Annotated in this window: 22 protein-coding genes; 13 read left to right on the top strand and 9 right to left on the bottom strand. The window is 68.3% G+C overall.

The window, feature by feature from the left end; all coding sequences use genetic code 11:
• Positions 1 to 703: 703 nt before the first annotated feature.
• The 3 genes from V7Z98_RS16785 to V7Z98_RS16775 form a co-directional block, all read right to left on the bottom strand.
• On the bottom strand, positions 704 to 1,126 hold the full coding sequence (locus tag V7Z98_RS16785; RefSeq protein WP_334159210.1) for a hypothetical protein: 423 nt from the start codon (positions 1,124 to 1,126) through the stop codon (positions 704 to 706).
• Between the two features lie 40 nt (positions 1,127 to 1,166).
• Entirely contained in the window at positions 1,167 to 1,907 is a 741-nt protein-coding gene (locus V7Z98_RS16780; protein ID WP_334159209.1) for an MBL fold metallo-hydrolase, read from the bottom strand.
• Between the two features lie 65 nt (positions 1,908 to 1,972).
• The gene (locus tag V7Z98_RS16775) at positions 1,973 to 2,584 is read right to left on the bottom strand and encodes a hypothetical protein (protein WP_293265819.1); all 612 of its coding nucleotides are present in this window, start codon (positions 2,582 to 2,584) and stop codon (positions 1,973 to 1,975) included.
• 279 nt (positions 2,585 to 2,863) lie between these two features.
• Between V7Z98_RS16775 and V7Z98_RS16770 the strand changes: the two genes are divergently transcribed.
• From V7Z98_RS16770 to V7Z98_RS16715, 12 genes are all read left to right on the top strand, one after another.
• On the top strand, positions 2,864 to 3,259 hold the full coding sequence (locus V7Z98_RS16770) for a YkvA family protein (RefSeq protein WP_334159208.1): 396 nt from the start codon (positions 2,864 to 2,866) through the stop codon (positions 3,257 to 3,259).
• Between the two features lie 209 nt (positions 3,260 to 3,468).
• The gene (locus V7Z98_RS16765) at positions 3,469 to 3,684 is read left to right on the top strand and encodes a TOBE domain-containing protein (protein WP_054622439.1); all 216 of its coding nucleotides are present in this window, start codon (positions 3,469 to 3,471) and stop codon (positions 3,682 to 3,684) included.
• 11 nt (positions 3,685 to 3,695) lie between these two features.
• A complete protein-coding gene (gene ssuE / locus V7Z98_RS16760) occupies positions 3,696 to 4,316 on the top strand; it encodes an NADPH-dependent FMN reductase (RefSeq protein ID WP_334159206.1) in 621 nt (206 codons plus the stop codon).
• A gap of 120 nt (positions 4,317 to 4,436) precedes the next feature.
• Positions 4,437 to 5,453 carry a sulfonate ABC transporter substrate-binding protein gene (locus tag V7Z98_RS16755; RefSeq protein WP_334159205.1) on the top strand — a complete coding sequence of 339 codons (1,017 nt, stop codon included), beginning with the start codon at positions 4,437 to 4,439 and terminating at the stop codon, positions 5,451 to 5,453.
• 49 nt (positions 5,454 to 5,502) lie between these two features.
• Complete coding sequence (gene ssuD / locus V7Z98_RS16750) at positions 5,503 to 6,651, top strand: FMNH2-dependent alkanesulfonate monooxygenase (RefSeq protein ID WP_334159204.1); 1,149 nt, start codon at positions 5,503 to 5,505, stop codon at positions 6,649 to 6,651.
• Between the two features lie 103 nt (positions 6,652 to 6,754).
• Positions 6,755 to 7,753 carry an aliphatic sulfonate ABC transporter substrate-binding protein gene (locus tag V7Z98_RS16745; protein ID WP_334159202.1) on the top strand — a complete coding sequence of 333 codons (999 nt, stop codon included), beginning with the start codon at positions 6,755 to 6,757 and terminating at the stop codon, positions 7,751 to 7,753.
• Between the two features lies 1 nt (position 7,754).
• Positions 7,755 to 8,543, top strand: a complete 789-nt coding sequence (ssuC, locus tag V7Z98_RS16740; protein WP_334159200.1) for an aliphatic sulfonate ABC transporter permease SsuC — start codon at positions 7,755 to 7,757, stop codon at positions 8,541 to 8,543.
• Positions 8,544 to 8,565: 22 nt separating this feature from the next.
• Positions 8,566 to 9,666: an ATP-binding cassette domain-containing protein gene (locus V7Z98_RS16735; protein WP_293265804.1), complete on the top strand. Its 1,101-nt coding sequence runs from the start codon at positions 8,566 to 8,568 to the stop codon at positions 9,664 to 9,666.
• Between the two features lie 101 nt (positions 9,667 to 9,767).
• Positions 9,768 to 12,917, top strand: a complete 3,150-nt coding sequence (locus V7Z98_RS16730; protein ID WP_334159198.1) for a CHAT domain-containing tetratricopeptide repeat protein — start codon at positions 9,768 to 9,770, stop codon at positions 12,915 to 12,917.
• A 44-nt stretch (positions 12,918 to 12,961) separates the two neighbouring features.
• Positions 12,962 to 13,411, top strand: a complete 450-nt coding sequence (locus V7Z98_RS16725; protein ID WP_334159196.1) for a hypothetical protein — start codon at positions 12,962 to 12,964, stop codon at positions 13,409 to 13,411.
• A gap of 6 nt (positions 13,412 to 13,417) precedes the next feature.
• Positions 13,418 to 14,212: a hypothetical protein gene (locus V7Z98_RS16720; protein ID WP_334159195.1), complete on the top strand. Its 795-nt coding sequence runs from the start codon at positions 13,418 to 13,420 to the stop codon at positions 14,210 to 14,212.
• Positions 14,213 to 14,340: 128 nt separating this feature from the next.
• On the top strand, positions 14,341 to 14,760 hold the full coding sequence (locus tag V7Z98_RS16715) for a CBS domain-containing protein (protein ID WP_334159194.1): 420 nt from the start codon (positions 14,341 to 14,343) through the stop codon (positions 14,758 to 14,760).
• Between the two features lie 183 nt (positions 14,761 to 14,943).
• Here the strand turns inward: V7Z98_RS16715 and V7Z98_RS16710 are convergent, their stop codons facing one another.
• The 3 genes from V7Z98_RS16710 to V7Z98_RS16700 form a co-directional block, all read right to left on the bottom strand.
• A complete protein-coding gene (locus V7Z98_RS16710) occupies positions 14,944 to 15,285 on the bottom strand; it encodes an ArsR/SmtB family transcription factor (RefSeq protein WP_293265794.1) in 342 nt (113 codons plus the stop codon).
• Position 15,286: 1 nt separating this feature from the next.
• Positions 15,287 to 16,225 (bottom strand): CysB family HTH-type transcriptional regulator, encoded by a 939-nt coding sequence (locus V7Z98_RS16705; protein ID WP_293265792.1) that lies wholly within the window; start codon positions 16,223 to 16,225, stop codon positions 15,287 to 15,289.
• A gap of 166 nt (positions 16,226 to 16,391) precedes the next feature.
• A complete protein-coding gene (locus V7Z98_RS16700) occupies positions 16,392 to 16,832 on the bottom strand; it encodes a hypothetical protein (protein WP_334159192.1) in 441 nt (146 codons plus the stop codon).
• Between the two features lie 230 nt (positions 16,833 to 17,062).
• On the opposite strand from V7Z98_RS16700, the gene V7Z98_RS16695 reads away from it, so the two are divergent.
• On the top strand, positions 17,063 to 18,265 hold the full coding sequence (locus tag V7Z98_RS16695) for a GGDEF domain-containing protein (protein ID WP_334159191.1): 1,203 nt from the start codon (positions 17,063 to 17,065) through the stop codon (positions 18,263 to 18,265).
• A gap of 35 nt (positions 18,266 to 18,300) precedes the next feature.
• On the opposite strand, the gene V7Z98_RS16690 is transcribed toward V7Z98_RS16695, so the two are convergent.
• The 3 genes from V7Z98_RS16690 to V7Z98_RS16680 form a co-directional block, all read right to left on the bottom strand.
• Positions 18,301 to 18,873: an NUDIX hydrolase gene (locus V7Z98_RS16690; RefSeq protein WP_334159189.1), complete on the bottom strand. Its 573-nt coding sequence runs from the start codon at positions 18,871 to 18,873 to the stop codon at positions 18,301 to 18,303.
• 145 nt (positions 18,874 to 19,018) lie between these two features.
• Positions 19,019 to 20,491, bottom strand: coding sequence for an NADH-quinone oxidoreductase subunit NuoN (gene nuoN, locus V7Z98_RS16685; RefSeq protein ID WP_293265784.1), 1,473 nt, complete (start codon positions 20,489 to 20,491; stop codon positions 19,019 to 19,021).
• Positions 20,492 to 20,504: 13 nt separating this feature from the next.
• The gene (locus V7Z98_RS16680) at positions 20,505 to 22,010 is read right to left on the bottom strand and encodes an NADH-quinone oxidoreductase subunit M (RefSeq protein ID WP_334159187.1); all 1,506 of its coding nucleotides are present in this window, start codon (positions 22,008 to 22,010) and stop codon (positions 20,505 to 20,507) included.
• Between the last annotated feature and the right edge of the window lie 6 nt (positions 22,011 to 22,016).

Below are 22,016 nucleotides of genomic sequence, written 5' to 3'. Positions count from 1 at the left end.
GGGCTGCGGAACTCGGCCTACGGCCTCGGACAGTCCTCGCCCTTTCCCGTCCCGGACTGCGTTGCTCGGCGGGAGAGAAGGGCACACTTGGGCGCACTGTGGCCCGGCTGCTAGGAGCAAACCAGGCGAGGCTTGGAGCTGGTGCTTGAAATGTGATTTTCCAAAGTCCGCGCCAGTATTGGCTTTCCGGGCACCGCCATCCAAGAACAAGGACTGACGCGGGCTTTCACAGAGCCGGCTTGCAGATCAAGCACTGGCGCGCCTTTCCGGCCTCCTTCATCCGGCCAAGCAATCCAAACGCCCCGACCCCAATGCCGGCACGGCCCCCTCCCCCCTTCGCCTCCGCCGAGCAGCGCAACTGCCCCGGGGAGGTGTCGGCGAGGACTGTTTGAGGCCGCAGGCCGAGTTCCGCAGCCGCCCCGGGACGGCGAGCAGCGCAGGGCACCGCCGGGCCAGTCTCATCGGCCCGGCGGCGGGGGCGCAGGGGTCGCTTTTTCTTTGGTGACTTTCTTTTGGCGACCCAAAAGAAAGTCACTCGCCGTCAGGGCGAAATACAGCACCAACCCCAGCATTCACGCTTGGCTAAACTCACCGACACTCAAAACCGCCCTTCTCACCAAGTGCTGTAGCGGCTGAAACCGCCAGGTTGCGCAGAACGCACACGCCGTCGCTTCCATCGGACACCTGGTAACCGGCGCAAGGGTCAATTCTGCCCAGGTACCTCGATGTAATGGGAAGCCAACCATTCCCGATCCAATTCCCAGCGCACATCCTTGACGCCCGGCTGGGCGAGGACGATGGCCCGGGCTTCGGATTGGACCGCGCCCAGCCGCTGCTGGGCGGCGATGAAGGCCGGGTTGTTCGGGTCTTTCGTGTTCAGCTCGGGGAACAACGCCCCCAGAGCCTTGAACGCCGGCACCTCGGTGTTGCGCGGGGTGCTCAGGTAGGCGGTGTCGCCCACCACCTTCAACACCCGGAATTTGTAGGGATAGGCCTTGAGGGCTTCGCTGCCCTGGGTTTCGATCGCCCGGGTCAGTTCCCGGGAGTGGGAATCGGGCGAGCGGATGTACCAATCCAGGCCGACGAGAAAGAGCAGGACGAGAATGACCCAGTAGCGTTTTTTCACGGCAAATCTCCAACAGGATTCGGGATAGGGCAGACGGCGCCTAGCGCCGTACTCCGCTGCCCACCGGCAGTTCGGCGAACCAGTTGATGAAGCGCATCACATCCGCCCCCCGGTAAATCGCCCCGTGCTGGGGGCAGAGCATGTCCAGGGGCAGACGGCTGACCCGCTCGCACCAGTCCAGCTTGGCCTCGTTGGAGCCCATCCAGCGCTGGTGAAAGCCCTTGGCGTGGCCGATGTGGCGGTCGAAATCCTGGACGAACAGGTCGCTGCCCGGCGGCAGCAGGGCAGCGCCCACATCGCCGGAAAACAGGATGCGGGCCTGGGCGTCGTAGAGATGGAAGTTGCCCGAGGAGTGCAGGTAGTGGGCCGGCAGGGCCTCCAGGGCGAGGTTGCCCAGGCGGATCGTCTCGCCCTCGTCCGGAATATTGACGAAGGTCTGGTCGGTGCCGCCGAAGTGGGGCACGAACTCGGACCACAGCCAGCTCAGGTGGCATTTGAGGGAGGGGTTGAATTCCAGCCACAGGCCCAGGGAGGAGATGATGTCCGGGTCCTGGTGCGAGGCGAAGATGGCCTCGATGCGCTGGGGGTCCGTGTACATGGTCAAGGCCGAGAACACGGCGGCGAAGATTTCCGAGCCGCCCGGATCGGTGAGCAGGCAACGGTCGCCGGACGAGACCAGGTATTCGTTGGTGTCGATCAGGTAGTTGGGGCGTTCCGGGTCCCGGGCCACCACGGCCCACTGGTGGCTGCCATCCTGATAGATCACGGTGGTTTTTTTCATGATTCGGCTCGTAAGGCAGGCAAGGCAAAAAAAGAATGGCGAGGGTCCGGCGATTGCCGGACCAGTCAGCGGACACCGGCGATGCCGGTGCGCAGGGCCTTCAAGGTGTCGAGGATGGACAGGATGGCCGCTTCGATTTCCCCGGCGACCTGGCGCAGGTCGCCGCTCAGGGTGCTGGCATAGACGGCCTCGATCTTGGCCGCCCGGGACAGGGCAACGCCGGTGCCGCACAGGCGCAACGCACGGTCCAGGTGGAATCCCAGGTCGCGCCAGCGCACCCGGCTCTCGGCATCGACCCGTTCCCGATCGGCGTCGATGTGGGCCCGGGCCGGGGCGATGGCCACGGCAGCCGGCGAATCGGCGGCAATGCCGTCCAGGTGGTGCCGGTGGCGGTGCACCCGGGCCGATTCGGCTACGCTATGCACCAGCAGGTAGATGAAGCGGTCCAGCTCCTGCATCAGCCCGTCGAGCTGGCGGCTGAAGCGGCGCAGTTCGGACGAGACGACGCGGAAGCCGCTCGCCTGCGCGCCCGCCTGCTTGGCCACGATCATGGCGTTGATCGCCACCAGGTTCACCTGGCGGGAAATACCGATGACCGTGCGGATTCCCTCGTTGACCTCGACCACCAGCCGCAAGGGCTCGTTGGCGGCCGCGGCCTGCGCATGCGCAGATGCCATGGATGTTGTTCTTCGTTGGCTGTTGCGCCGGCGGACGGATGCGGATCGTCACGCGGCGCGATGTTGTTGGAATTGTTGGAACCGGGTGCTTGGCGACGGCAGACGCCTCCCCCGCCAGCGACCTCCCCTCTGTATCAGCGAATGCTAACAGATGCGGGCCCGCGCATCTGGCGTCACAATCTGTGCGGCGCAACCATGGTACGACGGGGCCGCTTCGCCGGACGGCCCGAAACGGCCGCCCTCCTTTCTCGCAGCGCCCCCTGGCCCACCGTAGCCTCCATGCCCCTCCTGCCGCTCCTGCCAAGTTTTCGCAGCGCCGCCCGCCGCCTCAAGCGGGAGGCGCTGACCGTCTATTTCGTCGCCCGGGACCCGCGCACGCCCTGGGCGCTACGCCTGCTCGCCCTGGCGGTGGCGGCCTATGCCGCCAGCCCCATCGACCTGATCCCGGACTTCATCCCGGTACTCGGCTACGTGGACGATCTGCTCTTGCTGCCCCTGGCCGTCTGGCTCATCCTCCGGCTGGCGCCCGCCGGGGTGCTCGACGACAGCCGCGCCCGGGCCGCCAGTCTCGCCGCGCGCCCCACCAGCCGGGCGGCGGCCCTGTGCATCGTCGCCCTCTGGCTCGCCGCCCTGGGCGGGCTGGGCTACTGGTGGCTGGCCCGGGACGGCGCCTGAGCCTTTCTTCCCCCACTCCCCCTTCCTTCCCCGTTTCACCGCCCCGCCCGCCGGGGCGTTTTCATTCCCGCGCCGCAGATCGATATACGTCCCGGGGCCATAACCAAAGAAAAAAACCGTCGTTCCCGCCCGCCCGGGCGCTGCCCAGAATCGCTCCACCCAGCCCCGCCCGGGGCCCGGGTTTTCCGATTGCAGAAAAGGAGCGCCCCATGTCCATCCAGTCCATCAACTCCCGCAACCAGTTCCGCGGCAAGGTGCGGGAAATCATCGAAGGCCCGGTGGTTTCCGAAGTGGATGTGGAAACCCCCTTCGGCACCGTCACTTCGGTGATCACCACCCGTTCGGTCAAGGAGCTGGACCTCAAGCCCGGCGTCGAGGTGCTCGCCGTGGTCAAGGCCACCGAAGTATCCATCGCCAAGCTGTAAGGACCGCCGCCATGAAGATCGTCGGTATCGCCGGCAGCCCCTCCGGCTCGTCCCGCTCAACCGCCCTGCTCGGCCACATCGGCCGGCAGCTGGCGGAAGACGGCCACGCCTGGTCGGTGATCCCGGTGCGCCACCTGCCCGCCGGAGATCTCATCGCCGGGCGCAGCGACGGCGAGGCGATCCAGGCCGCCCTGGCCGAGATCGCCGCCGCCGACGGCCTGGTGGTCGCCACCCCGGTCTACAAGGCGGCCTACTCCGGCCTGCTCAAGACCTTTCTCGACCTATTGCCGCAGAAGGCCTTCGCCGGCAAGGCGATCCTGCCGGTGGCCTCCGGCGGCTCCCTGGCCCACGCCCTGGCCATCGACTACGCCCTGCGCCCGGTGCTATCCGCCCTGGGTGCCCGGGTGGCGGTGGCCGGGGTGTTCGCCGAGGACGCCCAACTGCGCATCCTCGACGGCGAGCTGCATCTGGAGGCCGCCCTGGCCGAGCGCCTCGACGAGGCCCGCCAACGCTTCGCCGAAGCCCTGGCCTGGGGCCGGCCGGGTGGCGCCGGGCCTGTGGTCGCCGAGGCCGCCCCGCCGGATTCGCTTCCCGGCTTCTCCCCCCTGCCCCTCTACGCCCTGGCCACCTGAGCCGGGGCGGGCGGCCGCGTCGCCCATCGTCCTGCCGTTTTTCCGGAAGCACGGATTTCCCCCACCGTCCCCCCTGCAACCCCGTACGACCCCAGAACGACACCCAGAAAGGGAGCTGCCATGACCCGTTCCACCCGCCTCAAACGCCTGACCCGCCACCTCGGCCGCCTCGGCCACCTGCTAGGCCCCGCCGCGCTGGCCCTGGGCACGTCCCTCGCCCTTTCCCACGCCCCGGCCGCCCTGGCCCAGAGCGCCACCCCGGCCAGCGCCGCCAAGGAGCTGCGCATCGGCTACCAGAAGTACGGCACCCTGGTCATCCTCAAGGCCAAGGGCAGCCTGGAAAAACGCCTGGCGCCCCTGGGCGTGGCGGTGAAGTGGACCGAGTTCCCCGCCGGGCCCCAGCTGCTCGAAGGGCTCAACGTCGGCAGCATCGACTTCGGCACCACCGGCGAGGCACCGCCGATCTTCGCCCAGGCTGCCGGGGCCAACCTGGTGTACGTCGGCAACGAGCCGCCGGCCCCGGTGGCCGAGGCCCTGATCGTGCCCAAGGAGTCGCCGGTGAAGACCGTGGCCGACCTGAAGGGCAAGAAAGTGGTGCTCAACAAGGGCTCCAACACCCACTACCTGCTGGTCAAGCTGCTGGAAAAGGCCGGCCTCAAGTATTCCGACGTGCAGGTGGCCTTCCTGCCCCCGGCGGATGCCCGGGCCGCTTTCGAGGCCCGCCAGGTGGACGCCTGGGCCATCTGGGACCCGTTCCTCGCCGCCGCCGAGAAGCAGATCGGCGCCAAGGTGGTGGCCGATGGCAGCGGCGTGGTGCCCAACCACCAGTTCTACCTGGCCGCCCGCCCCTACGCCGAAGCCCGCCCCGACGTGGTCAGGATCGTCCTCGACGAGCTGGACAAGGTGGACCAGTGGGGCAAGAAGAACCCGGCCGAAGTGACCGCCCTGCTGGCGCCCCAGCTCGGGCTTGACCCCGCCATCGTTGATCTGGCGGTGCGCCGCTACAGCTACGGCGTACACCCGATCAGCGACGAGGTGGTGGCCCAGCAGCAGAAGGTGGCCGACGTCTTCCACGAGCTGAAGCTGATTCCCAAGCCGATCCGCATCAGCGACGTGGTGTGGCAGCCGAAAAGATAACGACCGCTCCCCAACCGTTCCCTTCCATTCCCTTATTCCGGAGCACGGCATGAACATTTTCTGGTTTCTCCCCACCCACGGCGACGGCCGCTACCTGGGCACCACCCACCAGGCCCGGGCGGTGGACCACCACTACCTGAAGCAGATCGCCCAGGCCGCCGACGAGCTCGGCTACGGCGGCGTGCTGATCCCCACCGGCCGTTCCTGCGAGGATTCGTGGACCGTGGCCTCAAGCCTGATCCCGGTGACCCGCCGTCTCAAGTTCCTGGTGGCCCTGCGCCCCTCCACCATCTCCCCCACCGTCTCGGCCCGGGTGGCCGCCACCCTGGACCGCCTGTCCGAAGGCCGCCTGCTGGTGAACGTGGTGGCCGGCGGCGACCCGGTGGACCTGGAGGCCGACGGCACCTGGCTGTCCCACGACGAGCGCTACGAGGCCGCCGACGAGTTCCTCACCATCTGGCGCGACCTGCTCTCGGGCAAGGAAGTGAATTTCGACGGCAAGCATTACCAGGTGAAGGGCGCCAAGCAGCTCTTCCCGCCGGTGCAAAAGCCCCATCCGCCCCTCTACTTCGGCGGCTCGTCCGACGCCGCCCACGACCTGGCGGCCAAGCACGTCGAGTTGTACCTGACCTGGGGCGAGCCCCCGGCCGAGGTCGAGAAGAAGATCGCCGACGTGCGCGCCCGGGCGGCCAAGCAGGGGCGCGAAGTGAAGTTCGGCGTGCGCCTGCACGTGATCGCCCGGGACACCAACGAAGAAGCCTGGAAGGCTGCCGACGAGCTGATCAAGTATGTGGACGAGGACACCGTGACCCGCGCCCAGAAATCCTTCGCCCGCATGGACTCGGAAGGCCAGAAACGCATGACCGCCCTGCACGGCGGCAACCGCGAGCACCTGGAGATCAGCCCCAACCTGTGGGCCGGCGTCGGCCTGGTGCGGGGCGGCGCCGGCACCGCCCTGGTGGGGGACGGTGAAACCATCGCCCGGCGCCTCAAGGAATACGCCGACCTGGGGGTGGAAACCTTCGTCCTGTCCGGCTACCCGCACCTGGAGGAGGCCTACCGCTTCGCCGAACTGGTCTTCCCCCACGTCGGCATCCAGCGCCATACCGCCGCCCCGGAAAGCGCCAACCTGGTCAGCCCCTTCGGCGAAGTGGTGGGCAACCACCACCTGCCCCAGGCCCAGGTCTCGGCGAGCTGATGCGTAACGCCCGGCCGGGCTGCCTCGGGGCAGTGCGGCCGGGCTGCGCCATTTAACGCCCCCTGTCTTTCGTTTCACCCGCTTTTGGCATCGCGAGGTTTCCATGCCCTATCTCCCCCGCCCCCCGCACTCCCTCCCGCGCCGCCAGGCCATCGGCCGGCTCGGGGCCATGGCTGCCGCCCTGGCCCTGCCCTTCTCCGCCCTGCCTGCCCGGGCCGCCGTGGACGGCAAACAGCTGCGCATCGGCTACCAGAAGTCCTCCACCCTGACCGCCCTGCTCAAGTCCCAGGGCACCCTGGAAAAGCGCCTGGCGCCCCTGGGCATCAAGGTCGGCTGGTTCGAATTCACCAGCGGTCTGCCCCTGCTCGAAGCCCTCAACATCGGCAGCGTCGATTTCAGCGCCGACGTGGCCGACACGGTGCCGGTGTTCGCCCAGGCCGCCGGGGCGCGCCTCACCTACGTGGCCCAGGAGGCTCCCTCGCCCAGCGCCCAGGCCATCGTGGTCAAGGAAGACTCGCCGATCCGCACCGTGGCCGAGCTGAAGGGCAAGAAGGTCGGGGTGGCCAAGGCCGCCGGCAGCCACTTCCTGCTGCTCGCCGCCCTGGAAAAGGCCGGTCTATCGGCCAAGGACATCGAACCCGCCTACCTGACCCCGGCCGACGGCCGCGCCGCCTTCGAGCGGGGCGCCATCGACGCCTGGGTGATCTGGGACCCGTTCCTGGCCGGGGTGCAGCGCCAGTCCAAGGTGCACCTGCTCACCGAGGGCAAGCCGGTGGCCGAGTACAAGCGCTACTACCTGGCCTCCAGCGACTACGCCCAGGCCCGCCCGGACGTGCTGCAAATTCTCTTCGACGAATTGCGCCACACCGGCCGCTGGGTCAAGGCTCACCCCAAGGAGGCCGCCACCCTGCTCGCCCCGGTGTGGGGCTTGGATACGGAAACGGTGGAACAGGCCAACGCCCGACGCAGCTACGAGGTACGCACGGTGCGCCCGGACGACCTGGGCGAGCAGCAGCGCATCGCCGACGCCTTCTTCGCCGAGAAGCTGCTGCCGAAGAAGGTGGTCGCCAGCGACGTGGCCCTGTGGAAACCGCGGGGCTGACATGAGCACATCCGTCTCCACGCCCCTTTCCGCCCTGGCCCGGCGCCTCGCCCCCTGGCTGGTGCCGGTGCTGATTCTGGCGGCCTGGCAGCTCGCCGCCCAGGCCGGCTGGCTGTCCACCCGCATCCTGCCGGCGCCCCTGGCGGTGCTTTCCGCCGGCTATGAGCTGGCCGCCTCGGGCGAGCTGCTGACCCACCTGGGGGCCAGTTTCAAGCGCGCCGCCAGCGGCCTGCTCATCGGCGGCGGCATCGGCCTGCTGTTCGGGCTGTTGAACGGCGGCTTCAAGGTGGCCGAAACCCTGTTCGACACCAGCCTGCAAATGGTGCGCAACGTGCCCCACCTGGCCCTCATCCCCTTGGTCATCTTGTGGTTCGGCATCGGTGAGGAAGGCAAGCTGTTCCTGGTGGCCCTGGGGGTGTTCTTCCCCATCTACCTGAACACCTTCCACGGCATCCGCACGGTGGACCCAGGGCTGGTGGAGATGGGCCGTTCCTACGGCCTGTCGCGCTGGCAGTTGTTCCGCCGGGTGATCCTGCCCGGCGCCCTGCCCTCGATCCTGGTCGGGGTGCGCTTCGCCCTGGGGTTCATGTGGCTGACCCTGATCGTCGCCGAAACCATTTCGTCCAGCAGCGGCATCGGCTATATGGCCATGAACGCCCGGGAATTCCTGCAGACCGACGTGGTGGTGCTGGCGATCCTGCTCTACGCCCTGCTCGGCAAGCTCGCCGACGTGGCCGCCCGCGCCCTGGAGCGTCGCTGGCTGGCCTGGAACGCGGCCTACGCCAGCTAGCCCCCATTAGCGAGGATTACCCATGCGCTTCAATCATCACGAAAACCAATACCTGTCCGAGGTGGATGCCCGGGCCAATCAAGCCGTGCCGGCCGCCGCGCCCAGTGCGGCCGCCCCAACCGCCCCCGCTGCCGAGGCGGGCCTGGCCACGAAGGTCGCCGGTGTGGCCAAGCGCTTCGGCGAACGGCCGGTGCTGGCCGGCATCGACCTCGCCATCGCCCCGGGTGAGTTCGTCGCCATCGTCGGCCGTAGCGGCTGCGGCAAGAGCACCCTGCTACGCCTGCTGGCCGGCCTGGACGCCCCTTCCGCCGGCGCCATCGCCCTCGATGGCAGGCCCGCCCGGGGCCTGCACCCGGACGTGCGCATCATGTTCCAGGACGCCCGCCTGCTGCCCTGGCAGACCGTGCTGGGCAACGTCACCCTGGGCCTGGCCGGGCCGCGCCGGGAAGTGGACGCCCGGGCCCGCCAGGCCCTGGCCGAGGTAGGACTGGCCGACCGGGCCGATGAGTGGCCGGCACGCCTGTCCGGCGGCCAGCGCCAGCGGGTGGCCCTGGCCCGGGCCCTGGTGCACCGGCCGCGCCTGTTGCTGCTCGACGAGCCCCTGGGCGCCCTGGATGCCCTGACCCGCATCGAGATGCAGCGCCTGATCGAACGGCTGTGGCAGGAGCACGGCTTCACCGCCGTGCTGGTGACCCACGACGTGGCCGAGGCGGTGGCCCTGGCCGACCGCATCGTGCTGATTGAGGACGGCCAACTGGCCCTGGACACCCCGGTGGCCTTGCCCCGCCCCCGGGAGCGGGGCGAGGCCGGCTTCGCCGCCCTGGAAGGCCGGGTACTCAAGCGCCTGATGACGGTGGAGGCTCTCAACCCGCGCAACCAGATTCGCGGCAAGGTAGCCGAGATCCTGCTCGACCCGGTGCTCTCCGAGGTACGCATCGACACCCTGCACGGCCCGGTGGTGGCGGCCATCTCCACCCGGGCGTTGCGCGACCATCCCCTGGAAGTGGGCGCCCCGGTGCTGGCGGTGTTCAAGTCCAACGACGTGGCCCTGGCCCGCCTGGACCAAGGAGACGACGAGCGCCCCCTCACCGAGTTTTTCCCCATCCCCAGCTTCATCGGCTGACGGCGGGATTCCTGCGCTTTTTGGCGGTTTCCCGTCAGGTTCCCCTTGCTACCATCGTGGCATAGGCTGCCATGACGGCCGCAACCGCAGGGGAACGCACGTTGGCACCATTCCTGTTCAACCGCCGCCTTGCGCCGGCCTGCCTGGCGCTGGGCCTGGGCCTCGTCCTCGGCCTCCCCTGGCCGGCGGCCCGGGCCGCCGGCCAGGAGGCGGCCCAGGACGAGGCGCTCCCGCCCCTGCCCCCCCGCACCATCGAGGACGTCAGCCGGCTCCTCGACCATTACAAGCCCGATCCCGGCGCCGCCACCCGGGCCTTGCAGGCGGCGGAGGCACAACCGCCGGAGGGCGCCGACCAGGCGTCCCTGTTCGACTTCTACTGGCGGCGCGGCCGGGCCGCGGCCCAGGTCGGCCGCGTTCGCCAGCAGATCGACGACCTGCGCCGTGCCCGGGAACTGGCCGCCCCCGGCTCCCCCGCCCACCTGCGCGCCCTGCGCGAACTGGCGGGCGCGGAATCGGCCGGCGGCAACCTGCTCAACGCCCTGCGCTACTGCGACGAGGCGATCCAAGCCAACCAGCACCAGAAAGGCAAGCTCACCGGCGCCTACCAACTGGCCGCCCAGGTGCTCACCCGGCTCGGCGACTTCGACGGCGCCCGGGAGCGCCTGAACAGGCTGGAGGGCGTGTTCGCCCAGCTCCAGCGTTCCAAGAACTGGGGGCGCTCCGGCCCGAGCTGGACCGCCAATTACGAGCGGGCCCGGGGCGAGCTGTTCCTGGCCGAAGGGCGTTACGTCGAGGCGGAGCGCTCGTTCAGACAGGCGCTGAAATCAACCGACCAGTTCCTCCAGATCCTGCCGGACGAGGTCGGCACGGATCAGGACACGCCGACGCCCAACGGCGTCCGCCAGGGGCGGGAAGGAATCCTGCGCAATCTGGCCGCCATCCAACTCGCCCGGGGGCGCCTCGCCGAAGCGGAAATCCTGGCCCGCCAGGCCCTGCGCGACGGGCTGGAACGGGTCGGACGCAGTTCCACCGACACCGCCCGCAACCTGCGTATCCTGGCCCTGGTCCTGGCCGAGGAAGGGCGCGCCGCCGAATCGGCGCAACTGGCCCAGGCGTCCCTGGCATCCTTTGAAGAGGCCGGCACCGCCCCCGACTCCCTGGCCCTGGCGGAGGCGCGCCGCGCCCTGGGCAGCGCCCTGGTGGCCCAGGGGCGCTACGGCGCGGCCCTGACGACGTTCGAGGCGATGCGGGCCGGCATCGCCACCGACCCGGACCTGCTCGCCCGGGCCGGCAGCGGCGACCTGGACTGGGTGCTGGCCCTGCTGCGCACCGGCAAGGCCCAGGAGGCCGAGCGCATGGCCGCAGCCATGCTCGACGGGGCCCGGCGCATGTTCGGCGACAAGGCCCTGCGCACCGCCGAGATCCGCAGCTTCCGCGCCATGGCCCTGACCGCCCTGGGCCGGGACGACGAAGCCTTCCAGGCCTTTTCCCAGGCCCTGCCCCCGTTGCTGGAGCAGGCCCACAGCGATGCCGAGGCCGACACCGGCAGCCGCAAGCGCCAGCAGCGCCTGGTCCAGGCCCTGGAAAGCTACCTGCAACTGCTCGGCCGCCTGTACCAGTCGCCCCAGCGTTTGCCCCCCGGTTTCGACGCGGCGGCCGAATCCTTCCGCCTGGCCGATCTGGCCCGCTCCAGCGGCGTCCAGCGGGCCCTCACCGCCAGCGCCGCCCGGGCGCGCATCGATGATCCGGCCCTGGCCGAGCTGGCCCGCCAGGAGCAGGACGCCCAGCAGCGCATCAACTCCCTGGGCACCCTGCTCACCCAGTTGCTCTCGGCCCCGCCGGACCAGCAACTGCCCCAGATCCAGGACAAGCTGCGCGGCGACATCGCCGCCCTGCGCCAGCAACGCGAGGCGGCCCGCAGCCAGATCGCCCGCCGCTTCCCCGACTATGCCCAGCTGGTGGACCCGCAACCCGCCACCCTGGCCGAGGCCCGCCGCCGGCTGCGCCCCGGCGAGGTGCTGGTGGCCTGGTATTTCGGCGAGGAGAGCAGCCAGGCCTGGGCGATCCCGGCCCAGGGCGAAGCCCGCTTCGCCCTGCTGCCCACCACGCGCCGCGCCATGGCTGCCGAGGTCGCCGGCCTACGCCGCGCCCTGGACCCGGCGGCGAGCACCATCGACGAGATTCCCCCGTTCGACACCGCCGCGGCGAACCGCCTCTACCAGGGCCTGCTCCAGCCCCTCGCCCCCGCCCTGGTCGGCGCCCGCACTCTGCTGGCGGTCCCCCACGCCGAACTGGGCCAGTTGCCCCTGTCGGTTCTGCTCACCGCCCCGGCGCCCCAGCCGGCCAAGGGCGGTACCCTGCCCTTCGCCGGCTACCGCGACCTTCCCTGGCTGGCCAAGCAGGTGGCCGTGGCCCAGCTGCCGTCGGTCACCGCCCTGGCCAGCCTGCGCAGCCTTAAGCCCGGGCCGGCCCAGCGCCGGCCCTTCATCGGCTTTGGCGACCCTCTGTTCAGCCTGGCCCAGGCCAAGGAACCCGACGCCCCCGCGGAGGGCCTGGCGACCCGCGGCATTCCACTCAAGCGGCGCAACGTGCCCCACACCAGCGGCGTGGATTCGGCCGAGCTGGCCCAACTGCCGCGCCTGCCGGACACGGGCGACGAAATCCGCGAGATCGCCCGGGTGCTTGGTGCCGACGGCGACGGGGACGTCTTTCTCCAGCGCCGAGCCAGCGAGGCCGCCGTGTTCGCCGCCGACCTGGCCGACCGACGGGTGGTGATGTTCGCCACCCACGGCCTGGTGCCCGGCGACCTGAACGGCCTGGACGAGCCGGCCCTGGCCCTGACCTCCCCCGCCGTCACCGGCGGCAAGGGTGACGGGCTGCTCACCCTGGACGAGATTCTCGGCCTCAAGCTCAACGCCGACTGGGTGGTGCTGTCCGCCTGCAATACCGCCGCCGGCGACGGCAGCGGGGCCGAGGCGGTGTCGGGGCTGGGCCGGGCCTTCTTCTACGCCGGAGCCCGAGCGCTGCTGGTGTCGAACTGGCCGGTGGAAACCGTGGCCGCCCAGCGGCTCATGACCGATCTGTTTCGCCGCCAGGCCTCGGCCCCGGACCTGAGCAAGGCGGAAGCCCTGCGCCTGGCCATGCTCGACCTGCTGAACGGCCCGGGCAGCCAGGACCCCCGCACCGGCAAGACCGCCTTTAGCTACGCCCACCCGCTGTTCTGGGCGCCCTTCGTCGTCGTCGGCGACTGACCCCCTGGATCGCCATCACACTTACAGCCCCGAGGAGACACCCCATGACCCCCTTCCCCATCCGTTTCCTAGTCCTGCCCCTGCTGCTCGCCGCCGTTTCCGGCAGCGCCGGCGCGGCCCCCCTGATCAAGGAGGACGAAGCCCGCCTGCCCGCGGCCGCCGGCGCGCTCACCACCCGGGGCATCACCCGGGGGCCGGCGATCAAGCTGGTTTCCCCGGACCCGGCCTTGGGCGCGGCCAAGTCGCCGTTCACCTTCAAGGTGGCATTCGAGCCCCGGGGCGGGGCCAAGATCGATCCATCGTCCGTCACCGTGACCTACCTGAAGGCCACGCCGGTGGATCTCCTGCCCCGGGTCAAGGCGGGCCTGAGCGCTGGCGGCATCGACCTGGCCGGCGCCGAGGTCCCGCCGGGGGAGCACCAGATTCGCGTTACCTTGCAGGACAGCGAAGGGCGCCAAACCTCCACCGTGCTCCAGCTCAACGTGGGCAAGTAGATTCAGATGAAGTGTCCCTACTGCGCCTCCGACATCGCCCGGGAAGCCCTGGTCTGCCCCGTCTGCCGCCGCGATCTCTACCTGTTCAAGCCGCTGCTGGCGCGCATCGCCGAGCTTGAAGCGCGCCTGGCGGACCTGCCCGCGATCGAGGCCCTCCAGGCACGCATCCAGGCCCTGGAGGGGCAGGCCGGCGGCGCGGCGGGAGAGGTTGCCGCCGCCGACCAGGCCCCGGCCCCCTTCGGACCGGGCGGCTGGCTGATGGCCTGGGGCGTTCCCCTGCTGCTGCTCCTGGCGGCCCACGGCCTGGTGGTGATCGCCCTGGACCTCAACCCCCTGTACCTGCGCATCCTCTCCCTGTTCATTCCCCTGCCCTTCGGCTACCTGCTGCTGCGCCGCGCCCCTGGCCATTTCCTGCTCGGCACCGTGGCCGCCTTCGCCATGGCGGCCCTGGCGGTATTCGGCATGAGCGGGGTGGTGGCCTGGACCGACGGGGTGCCCTGGCTGCCCCAGGGGCGGGTCGAATGGCGCGAGTTCGTCGAATACGCCCTGAGCATCGGCTTCAGCTACCTGACCGGCATGCTGCTGGCCCGCCTGCACGCCCAGGACAGCGCCGGGCCCCAGGCCGAGGTGGAAGGCAATCCCCTGGCCGTGGCCCTGGCCCGCCACCTGGTCAGCGGCCCGCCCAGCATCGCCAAGATCCAGGAGGCGGTACGCCGGGTGAACGAGATCAGCAGTTCCCTGGTCGCCCTGGGCACCACCGCCCTGTCGATCTACACCGGCCTCAAGGGGCTGGTCGGCTGAACCGCGCAACCCGGCCACCAGACTTGATCCACGGCAAATACCCTACTAAAAAAATGGCCTTTCCCTGCCTGCCTGGCACCCTATAGTGAGAGTAAGGAACAAGCTTTCATTGCAGTTGGGAGACGGCCATGACCAATCGTTGCCTGGGTTATATCGTCAAGGATCAGGAGCCCCTGATGCAGCCCCCCGGCGGCACCGTGCAGGATGCCTGCCGGGCGATGTGGAAGCGCCGCGTCGGCGCCGTGCTGGTGGCCCAGAACGGCCGGCTGATGGGCATCTTCACCGGCCGCGACGCGGTGCGGACCTTGGCGGAAGGGCGCGACCCCGCCCATACTTTTCTGGTCGACGTGATGACGTCCAATCCGGACATCATTGCGCCGGAACTGACGGCCATCGACGCCCTGCGCGCCATGAGCGACGGCGGTTACCGGCACCTGCCCGTGGTAGACGCGGGCAAGGTGGTGGGCATTGTCTCGCGGGGCGACTTCAAGGGCCTGGAACTGGACCGGCTGGAAGAAGAGGAGTGCCTGTGGGAACGCATCTGCTGACAGCGCCTGGCGCCGGAACGCTCTCCCGGGCGTAGCGGCTGGAGCGGGGCCCGTTTGGAACCCCGCTCCAGTAGGCGCTTTGCAGCGAGGCATCGTGCCAATGCAGCAGGGGCGCGGCATTCCACGGTGTGAGCCAGGAGCGCCGCGCCCCTGTTGGGGTTTGGCTGCGTCAATGACGCGCGGTCAGCGTGCCCCGCAGTAGATGTCGCGCATCAGGCCCATGAAATCGAGCAGGCGCGGTTCGCGCAGGGCGTAGATGACCCGGTTGGCCTCCTTGCGCGAAGAGAGAATGCCCCGGTCGTAGAGCATGGCCAGATGCTGGGAGATGTTGGGCTGGGAGGTGTGCGTCCCGCAGTCACGCAGAGCGGCCAGGATGTCCTGGACGCAGGCTTCCCCCTCGGCCAGTACGCAGACGATGGACAGGCGCAGCGGATGGGCGATGGCCTGGAAGGTCCGGGCGGTGCGCTCGATCTCGGCCTCGTTGAAATCCAGCGCGGGGACGGCGGCAGGCAGGGCGGCTCCCATTTCAGGCCTCCGCCCCGGCGGGCTGCTTGAGGGCCGATTTCACCACGTCCTCGCCCAGGTCCGGCGACACTTTCTCGATGAAGGCGTGGGCGTAGCTGCGCAGGTAGGTGCCGCGCCGCACCGCCAGCCGGGTGGTGTTGGACGGGAACAGGCCGGGCACCGGGATCAGGGCCAGATTACGGTCCCGCTCGGCGTCGTAGGCCATGGAGGCGACGATGCCCACCCCCAGGTCGAGGCCCACGTAGGTCTTGATCACGTCGGCGTCGATGGCCGAGAGAACGATGTCCGGCACCACCCCGGCGTCGGCGAAGGCCTGGTCGATGTGAGCCCGGCCGGTGAAGCCTTCGTGGTAGGTGATGATCGGGTAGTCGGCCAGGGCCTCCAGGGTGATTTCCGGCAAGGCCAGCAGCGGGTGGCCGTGGGGCACGATCACCGCGTGGCTCCAGGTGTAGCAGGGGAAGGTGACCAGTTCCGGGTACTTGTTCAGCCCCTCGGTGGCGATACCGATGTCGGCCTCGCCGGCCACCAGCATCTCGGCGATCTCCCGGGGGCTGCCCTGGTGCAGGGCAAGGTGCACCTTCGGGTAGTCGGCCTTGAACCACTTGATGATCTGCGGCAGGGCGTAGCGGGCCTGGGTGTGGGTGGTGGCCACGACGAAGTGGCCGGTCTCGCGGCTGGCGAAGTGGTCGGCGATGCGGCGCAGATTCTGGGCATCCACCAGCATCCGTTCCACCACCGTCGCCAGTTCCTTGCCCGGCTCGGTCAGGCCGAGCAGGCGCTTGCCGCGGCGGACGAAGATCTCGACGCCGAGTTCGTCCTCCAAATCCTTGATGTGCTTGCTGACGCCGGGCTGGGAGGTGTACAGGGCGTTGGCCACCTCGGTCAGGTTGAAGTCCTGGCGCAGGGTCTCGCGCACGATGCGCAGTTGCTGAAAATTCATCGCGCCTCTCCAAAAATCGCGGCGGCGCTGGCGATGCGGTCGTCCATGGCGGATTCCACTCCCGGGCAATAGGTTGTTGGCGACCAGTCTAGGGAGGGCTGCTTATGAACTGAAATAATGAATATCTAAGAACAAATTCTCTTTGGATATAACAACCGAAAATCCATCAGACGTCGCCCTCCCCTTTCCCGGCGCCATCTCGCCCCGCCGTTCCGGGCAGAACGGTGAACCCCTGGGCGCGCAGCAGCTGGATGGCACGTTCGATGCGCAGGTTGCGCCGGGCCTCGTCGCTACAGCGGTTGGGCAGGGGATCGAGTTCGTAGCCGTGGCAGCGCAGCCAGGCCAGCACCGTCTCCAGCCCCTTGCTGCCCAGCCCCCGGGTCAGTTGCAGGCGGCGAAAGCCCAGTTCGGCCACCTCTGCCGGCGTGAAGTGGGGCCGGTCGAGGAGCTTGCGCAGAGCATTGCGTTGCAGGGTGGGCAGGTCGGCCACCGCATCCTGGCCGGGTACGGAGGAGCCTGGCAAAGGCGCAGCCTGGGCGGCATCGGACCGTCCGGCGGCGGAAAGGCCCTGGGAACGCAGGGCCGGGTTGGAGCGCGGGGATTTCACGGCACCAGTGTAGGAGGGCCGGGGGGCGGGTCGAACGACGGTTTTTTGATATGCATATCAGCCGTTGCCAGCCCGTGCCGTGCAGCAGTGACAGCCCGGGCGGCGCGCTTCCCGTTGGGGCAAAACATGAAAATAGTCTCCCCGCCTTGCGCCTGATCAACCGGACGTGACCGTAAACCCCTAGAATCAAGGCCTAACCCACTGGAATGCTCAGGAGCACCCTCAGCCTCATGCACCGGATCGCGCACATCATCTGGCACCGCCTCACCGGCCTCATGCCCGGGGAGCTGGATGCCAACGAAGTCCTCTGGCTCATTTCCCCGCACCAGCAGTCACCCCTCCTGGCGCGGCGCCGGGCCATGGTGATCGTGAACCGGGTACGCCTGTTCGCCTTCCTGTTCGCCGTGCTCACGCCCCTGTGGAGCATCGTGGATTATGTGGTGTTCCCCTTCCCCCTGTGGTTCTTCCTCGCCGGGATGCGCCTGGTGGCGGCCGCGGCCTTCGCCACCCTGGTGATCTGCTACAAGCCCTCGGGCAACCTGCTCAACGCCTACCGGGCCATGGCCCTATTGTTCGCCATCCCCACGGTGTTCTACGTGGTATCGCACCAGGTGCTGACCTCGTTCGAACTCACCGGCATGTCGGCGGCCATCGGCGCCGGTTACGCCTTCCTGCCCTTCGTGCTGTTGGCCGGCCTGTCGATCTTCCCTCTCACCTTCCTGGAAAATCTGGCCTTCGTCGCTCCCATGCTGCTGGCCCAACTGCTCGCCCAGATACTATCCTGGGGCCAGCTCAACTGGCCCTCCTTCGCCGGCGCCTTCTGGCTGATGGCCCTGATCGCCGGCGTGGCCAACCTGGCCGGAATGAGCCAGCTGGCCTTCATGGTGGCCCTGGTACGCCAGGCGATCCGCGATCCCCTGACCGGGGTCCATTCGCGGCGCAGCGCCGAGGAAATCCTAGAGCTCTACGGTGGCGTCGCCAACCGGGCCGACGCGCCCCTGGCGGTGGCCTTCATCGACCTGGATCACTTCAAGAGCATCAACGACCGCCACGGCCACGACGAGGGCGACAAGGCCCTGCGCCGGGCCGCCAAGGCGATCAGCGAGTCGATGCGCCGCGGTGACATCCTGACCCGTTGGGGCGGCGAAGAATTCCTGCTGATCATGCCCAACACCCGGCTCACCGAAGCCCGTGCAGCCCTGGAGCGCCTCACCGGCCAGGGCCTGGGCCGACGCCCGGACGGCACCCTGCTCACCGCCAGCGTCGGCATCGCCGAGCGGGTGGACGACCACACCAGCCACTGGGAAGAGCTGATCGAGATCGCCGACCGGCGCATGTACACGGCCAAGCACGCCGGCCGCAACCGCATCGTCATCGGCGATGCGGTGGATGGGCCGGCGGATGGGGCGGGCAGCGCCCCGCAGCCTGCCTAAACGCCCTTCCCTCTTTTCGGCCCAACCTCAGCCGGCTACCAGCCGGCGGTCAGGGCCTTTTCCGCCCAGAACAGGGCGGTGATGGTCTTGGCGTCGGTAATGCGTCCGTCGCGCACCGCCGCCAGGGCGTCAGCCAGGGACAACTCCACCAGTTCGAGGAATTCCTCCTCGTCGAGGCGCTGGCCGCTGGCCACCGCATGCAATTCCTCGGCGAGGAAGATTTCGATGCGCTCGTCGGCATAGCCGATGCACGGGTGCATCACCCCCAGGTGGCGCCAACGGCCGGCCTGGTAGCCCGTTTCCTCATGCAACTCGCGCTCGGCGGTGAGGCGGATATCCTCCCCTGGGTCGATCTTGCCCGCCGGCAGTTCCAGGAAGACCCGGCCCACCGGGTAGCGGAACTGGCGCTCGAACAGCAAAGCGCCATTCGGCAGCACCGGAATCACCACCACGGCGCCGGGATGCTGGATGTACTCGCGCACCGCCTCGCCGCCGCTGGGCAGGCGCACCCGGTCGCGGCGCACGTGCAACAGCTTGCCATCGAAGATCTGCTCGCTGTCGATCAAGGTTTCGGTCAGATGGGGGTCGGAAAGGACGGGATCGGTCATGGTCGGATGGCGCAAGGGCGTGTAAGGGGCGTCAACAGCCGGGAATGATAAGCGCGCAGGGCCCTGCATGGATGGCTGAGAGACCCATAACGACAAAGGCCCCTTGCGGGGCCTTTGTCGTTGCTGTGCGCGAAGGAAACGCCGCTTAGAGCGAGCGCACCAGGGAGAAGGCGCACAGGGACATCAGGGTCTGGGGGAAGATGCCCAGCAGAGCCACGGCCAGGCCGTTGGCGGAGAGCAGCACACGCATCTCGGCGGGGGCTTCGAGGGGGCTGTTGTCCGTCGGCTCGTCGAAGTACATCACCTTGACCACGCGCAGGTAGTAGAAGGCACCCACCAAGGAGAAGGCCACGGCGACGATGGCCAGCCAGTAGTAGCCGGCGGCGACCACTGCCTGGAGCACCGAGAACTTGGCGAAGAAGCCGACGAAGAACGGGATGCCCGCCATCGAGAACATCAGCATCAGCATCACGCCGGCGAACCAGGGGCTGCGCTTGTTCAGGCCCTTGAAGTCTTCCAGGCGTTCGGCTTCGAAGCCGGCGCGGGAGAGCAGGATGACCATGCCGAAGCCCCCCAGGCTCATCAGCACGTAGGACACCACGTAGAACATGGCGGAGCTGTAGGCGTTCAGGGCGTAGCGGGCGTCGCCGCCGACCACGCCGGCCACCACGCCCAGGAGCACGAAGCCCATGTGCGAGATGGTGGAGTAGGCCAGCATGCGCTTGATGTTGGTCTGGGCGATGGCCGCCAGGTTGCCGATGGCCATGGACAGCACCGACATGATGACCAGCATGGTCTGCCAGTCCTGGGCCAGGGGCAGCAGGCCGTTGACCAGCAGGCGCATGGTCATGGCGAAGGCCGCCAGCTTGGGAGCGGAGCCGATGAACAGGGTGACCGCGGTGGGGGCGCCCTGGTAGACGTCGGGGATCCACATGTGGAAGGGGACCACGCCGAGCTTGAAGGCCAGGCCGGACACCAGGAAGACCAGCCCGAACACCAGCACGGTGGTGTTGGCGGACTTGAGGTACACCGCTTCGGCGACCCGGGTGATGTCCAGGCTACCGGTGGCGCCGTAAATCATGGACATGCCGTAGAGCAGCACGCCGGAGGCCAGGGCGCCAAGAACGAAGTACTTCATCGCCGCTTCGGTGGACACGGCCGAATCCCGGTTCAGGGCCACCATGGCGTAGAGTGACAGGGACAGCATTTCCAGGCCCAGGTACAGGCTCAGGAAATGGTTGGCCGAGATCATGACCATCATGCCCAGGGTAGCGAACAGGGTCAGCACGTAGAACTCGCCGCGCCCCAGGGGGCCGCGCAGCTGGATGTAGCCGCGGGAGTAGAACAGCACCACGATCACGGTCAGGTACAGCATCAGCTTGAGCAGGCTGCCCATCAGGTCGGCGACGAAAGTGCCGGTGAAGGCGTAGGTGATCTCGCCGTCAGCAGTGATGAAGGTGAGGATGGCCGCCCCGATCAGGGTCAGCAAGGTCAGGGCGAAGGTGGCGGTGCGGGCCCGATCCTTGACGAAGACATCCGCCACGAGGATCACGCAGGCCATGGCCAGCATCCAGATCTCGGCTGCGGCCGGGATCAGGTCAATCACGTTGAAATTCATCTTCAAAAGCCCCTTATTGGATCTTGCTTTCGGCCACGTGCTTGAGCAGGTCGGCCACCGAGGCGTGCATCACCTCGGTAAAGGGCAGCGGGTAGAGACCCATGCCCAGGACACACAGTGCCAGCACCCCGAGAATGAAGAATTCGCGGAGGTTGATGTCGGTCAGCTCGGCCACGTGGGAGTTAGCCACGGCACCGAACACCACACGCTTGTACATCCACAGGGTGTAGGCGGCGCCCACGATCATGGTGGTGGCAGCAGCCAGGCCGATCCAGAAGTTCACCTTGACCGCGGCCAGGATCACCATGAATTCGCCGACGAAGCCGGAGGTGGCCGGCAGGCCGGAGTTGGCCATGGCGAACAGCATGAAGAAGGCGGCGAACTTGGGCATGGTGTTCACCACGCCACCGTAGTCGGCGATCTGGCGCGAGTGCATGCGGTCGTAGAGGACGCCGATGCACAGGAACATGGCGCCGGAGACGAAGCCGTGGGAGATCATCTGCACCAGGGCGCCTTCGATGCCGATGGCGTTGAAGAGGAAGAAGCCCAGGGTGACGAAGCCCATGTGGGAGATGGAGGAGTAGGCCACCAGCTTCTTCATGTCCTGCTGCACCAAGGCGACGAAGCCGATGTAGATCACCGCGATCAGGGACAGGGCGATCATCAGGCCGGACAGCTGATGGGCGGCGTCCGGAGCGATGGGCAGGGAGAACCGCAGGAAGCCGTAGGCGCCGAGCTTCAGGGCGATGGCGGCCAGCACCACGGAACCGCCGGTGGGGGCCTCGACGTGGGCGTCGGGCAACCAGGTGTGCACCGGCCACATGGGCACCTTCACCGCGAAGGCCACCAGGAAGGCCAGGAACAGCCAGATCTGGGTGGAGAGGCTCATCGGCAGCTGGTGCCAGTCGAGAATCTCGAAGCTGCCACCGGACTGGATGAACAGGTACAGCAGGGAAACCAGGAAGAGCAGGGAGCCGAGCAGGGTGTAGAGGAAGAACTTGATCGCCGCGTACACCCGGTTCGGGCCGCCCCAGATGCCGATGATCAGGTACAGCGGAATCAGGGAGGCTTCGAAGAAGACGTAGAAGAGCACGCCGTCCAGGGCCGAGAAGATGCCGTTGAGCAGGCCGGACATGATCAGGAAGGCGGCGTTGTACTGGGCCACCTTCTTTTCCACCACCTGCCAGCCGGCCAGCACCACCATCACGGTGATGAAGGCGTTGAGGATGACGAACAGCATGGAGATGCCGTCCACCCCCAGGTGATAGTTGATGTTGAAGCGCGGAATCCAGGTCGCCAGCTCGACGAACTGCATGTCGGCGCTGGCCCGGTCGAAACCGGTGAAGAGCGGCAGGGTTACCAGAAGACCCAGCACGGCGCCGGTAAGAGAGAGCCCTCGAGCAAGCGGCGCATGCTTGTCAGAACCGGTCAGCCACGTCAGCAAACCAGTCATGAATAGCACCAGCAAGCCGGCGATGATCGGAAGCCAGATGGCGAGGGAGAGCAGGTGGCCAGACATATTGTT

Origin of the sequence: Oryzomicrobium sp. (genome assembly GCF_036820405.1) — a bacterium.
Lineage (GTDB): Bacteria > Pseudomonadota > Gammaproteobacteria > Burkholderiales > Rhodocyclaceae > Oryzomicrobium.
This window is presented reverse-complemented; position numbering and strand designations above follow the sequence as displayed.

Excerpts from the sequence above, each read along its gene's own strand:
- V7Z98_RS16780 (WP_334159209.1), bottom strand. The coding sequence starts at position 1,907 with ATGAAAAAAACCACCGTGATCTATCAGGATGGCAGCCACCAGTGGGCC.
- V7Z98_RS16775 (WP_293265819.1), bottom strand. The coding sequence starts at position 2,584 with ATGGCATCTGCGCATGCGCAGGCCGCGGCCGCCAACGAGCCCTTGCGG.
- V7Z98_RS16770 (WP_334159208.1), top strand. The coding sequence starts at position 2,864 with ATGCCCCTCCTGCCGCTCCTGCCAAGTTTTCGCAGCGCCGCCCGCCGC.
- V7Z98_RS16765 (WP_054622439.1), top strand. The coding sequence starts at position 3,469 with ATGTCCATCCAGTCCATCAACTCCCGCAACCAGTTCCGCGGCAAGGTG.
- ssuE (WP_334159206.1), top strand. The coding sequence starts at position 3,696 with ATGAAGATCGTCGGTATCGCCGGCAGCCCCTCCGGCTCGTCCCGCTCA.
- V7Z98_RS16755 (WP_334159205.1), top strand. The coding sequence starts at position 4,437 with ATGACCCGTTCCACCCGCCTCAAACGCCTGACCCGCCACCTCGGCCGC.
- ssuD (WP_334159204.1), top strand. The coding sequence starts at position 5,503 with ATGAACATTTTCTGGTTTCTCCCCACCCACGGCGACGGCCGCTACCTG.
- V7Z98_RS16745 (WP_334159202.1), top strand. The coding sequence starts at position 6,755 with ATGCCCTATCTCCCCCGCCCCCCGCACTCCCTCCCGCGCCGCCAGGCC.
- ssuC (WP_334159200.1), top strand. The coding sequence starts at position 7,755 with ATGAGCACATCCGTCTCCACGCCCCTTTCCGCCCTGGCCCGGCGCCTC.
- V7Z98_RS16735 (WP_293265804.1), top strand. The coding sequence starts at position 8,566 with ATGCGCTTCAATCATCACGAAAACCAATACCTGTCCGAGGTGGATGCC.
- V7Z98_RS16725 (WP_334159196.1), top strand. The coding sequence starts at position 12,962 with ATGACCCCCTTCCCCATCCGTTTCCTAGTCCTGCCCCTGCTGCTCGCC.
- V7Z98_RS16720 (WP_334159195.1), top strand. The coding sequence starts at position 13,418 with ATGAAGTGTCCCTACTGCGCCTCCGACATCGCCCGGGAAGCCCTGGTC.
- V7Z98_RS16715 (WP_334159194.1), top strand. The coding sequence starts at position 14,341 with ATGACCAATCGTTGCCTGGGTTATATCGTCAAGGATCAGGAGCCCCTG.
- V7Z98_RS16710 (WP_293265794.1), bottom strand. The coding sequence starts at position 15,285 with ATGGGAGCCGCCCTGCCTGCCGCCGTCCCCGCGCTGGATTTCAACGAG.
- V7Z98_RS16705 (WP_293265792.1), bottom strand. The coding sequence starts at position 16,225 with ATGAATTTTCAGCAACTGCGCATCGTGCGCGAGACCCTGCGCCAGGAC.
- V7Z98_RS16695 (WP_334159191.1), top strand. The coding sequence starts at position 17,063 with ATGCACCGGATCGCGCACATCATCTGGCACCGCCTCACCGGCCTCATG.
- V7Z98_RS16690 (WP_334159189.1), bottom strand. The coding sequence starts at position 18,873 with ATGACCGATCCCGTCCTTTCCGACCCCCATCTGACCGAAACCTTGATC.
- nuoN (WP_293265784.1), bottom strand. The coding sequence starts at position 20,491 with ATGAATTTCAACGTGATTGACCTGATCCCGGCCGCAGCCGAGATCTGG.
- V7Z98_RS16680 (WP_334159187.1), bottom strand. The coding sequence starts at position 22,010 with ATGTCTGGCCACCTGCTCTCCCTCGCCATCTGGCTTCCGATCATCGCC.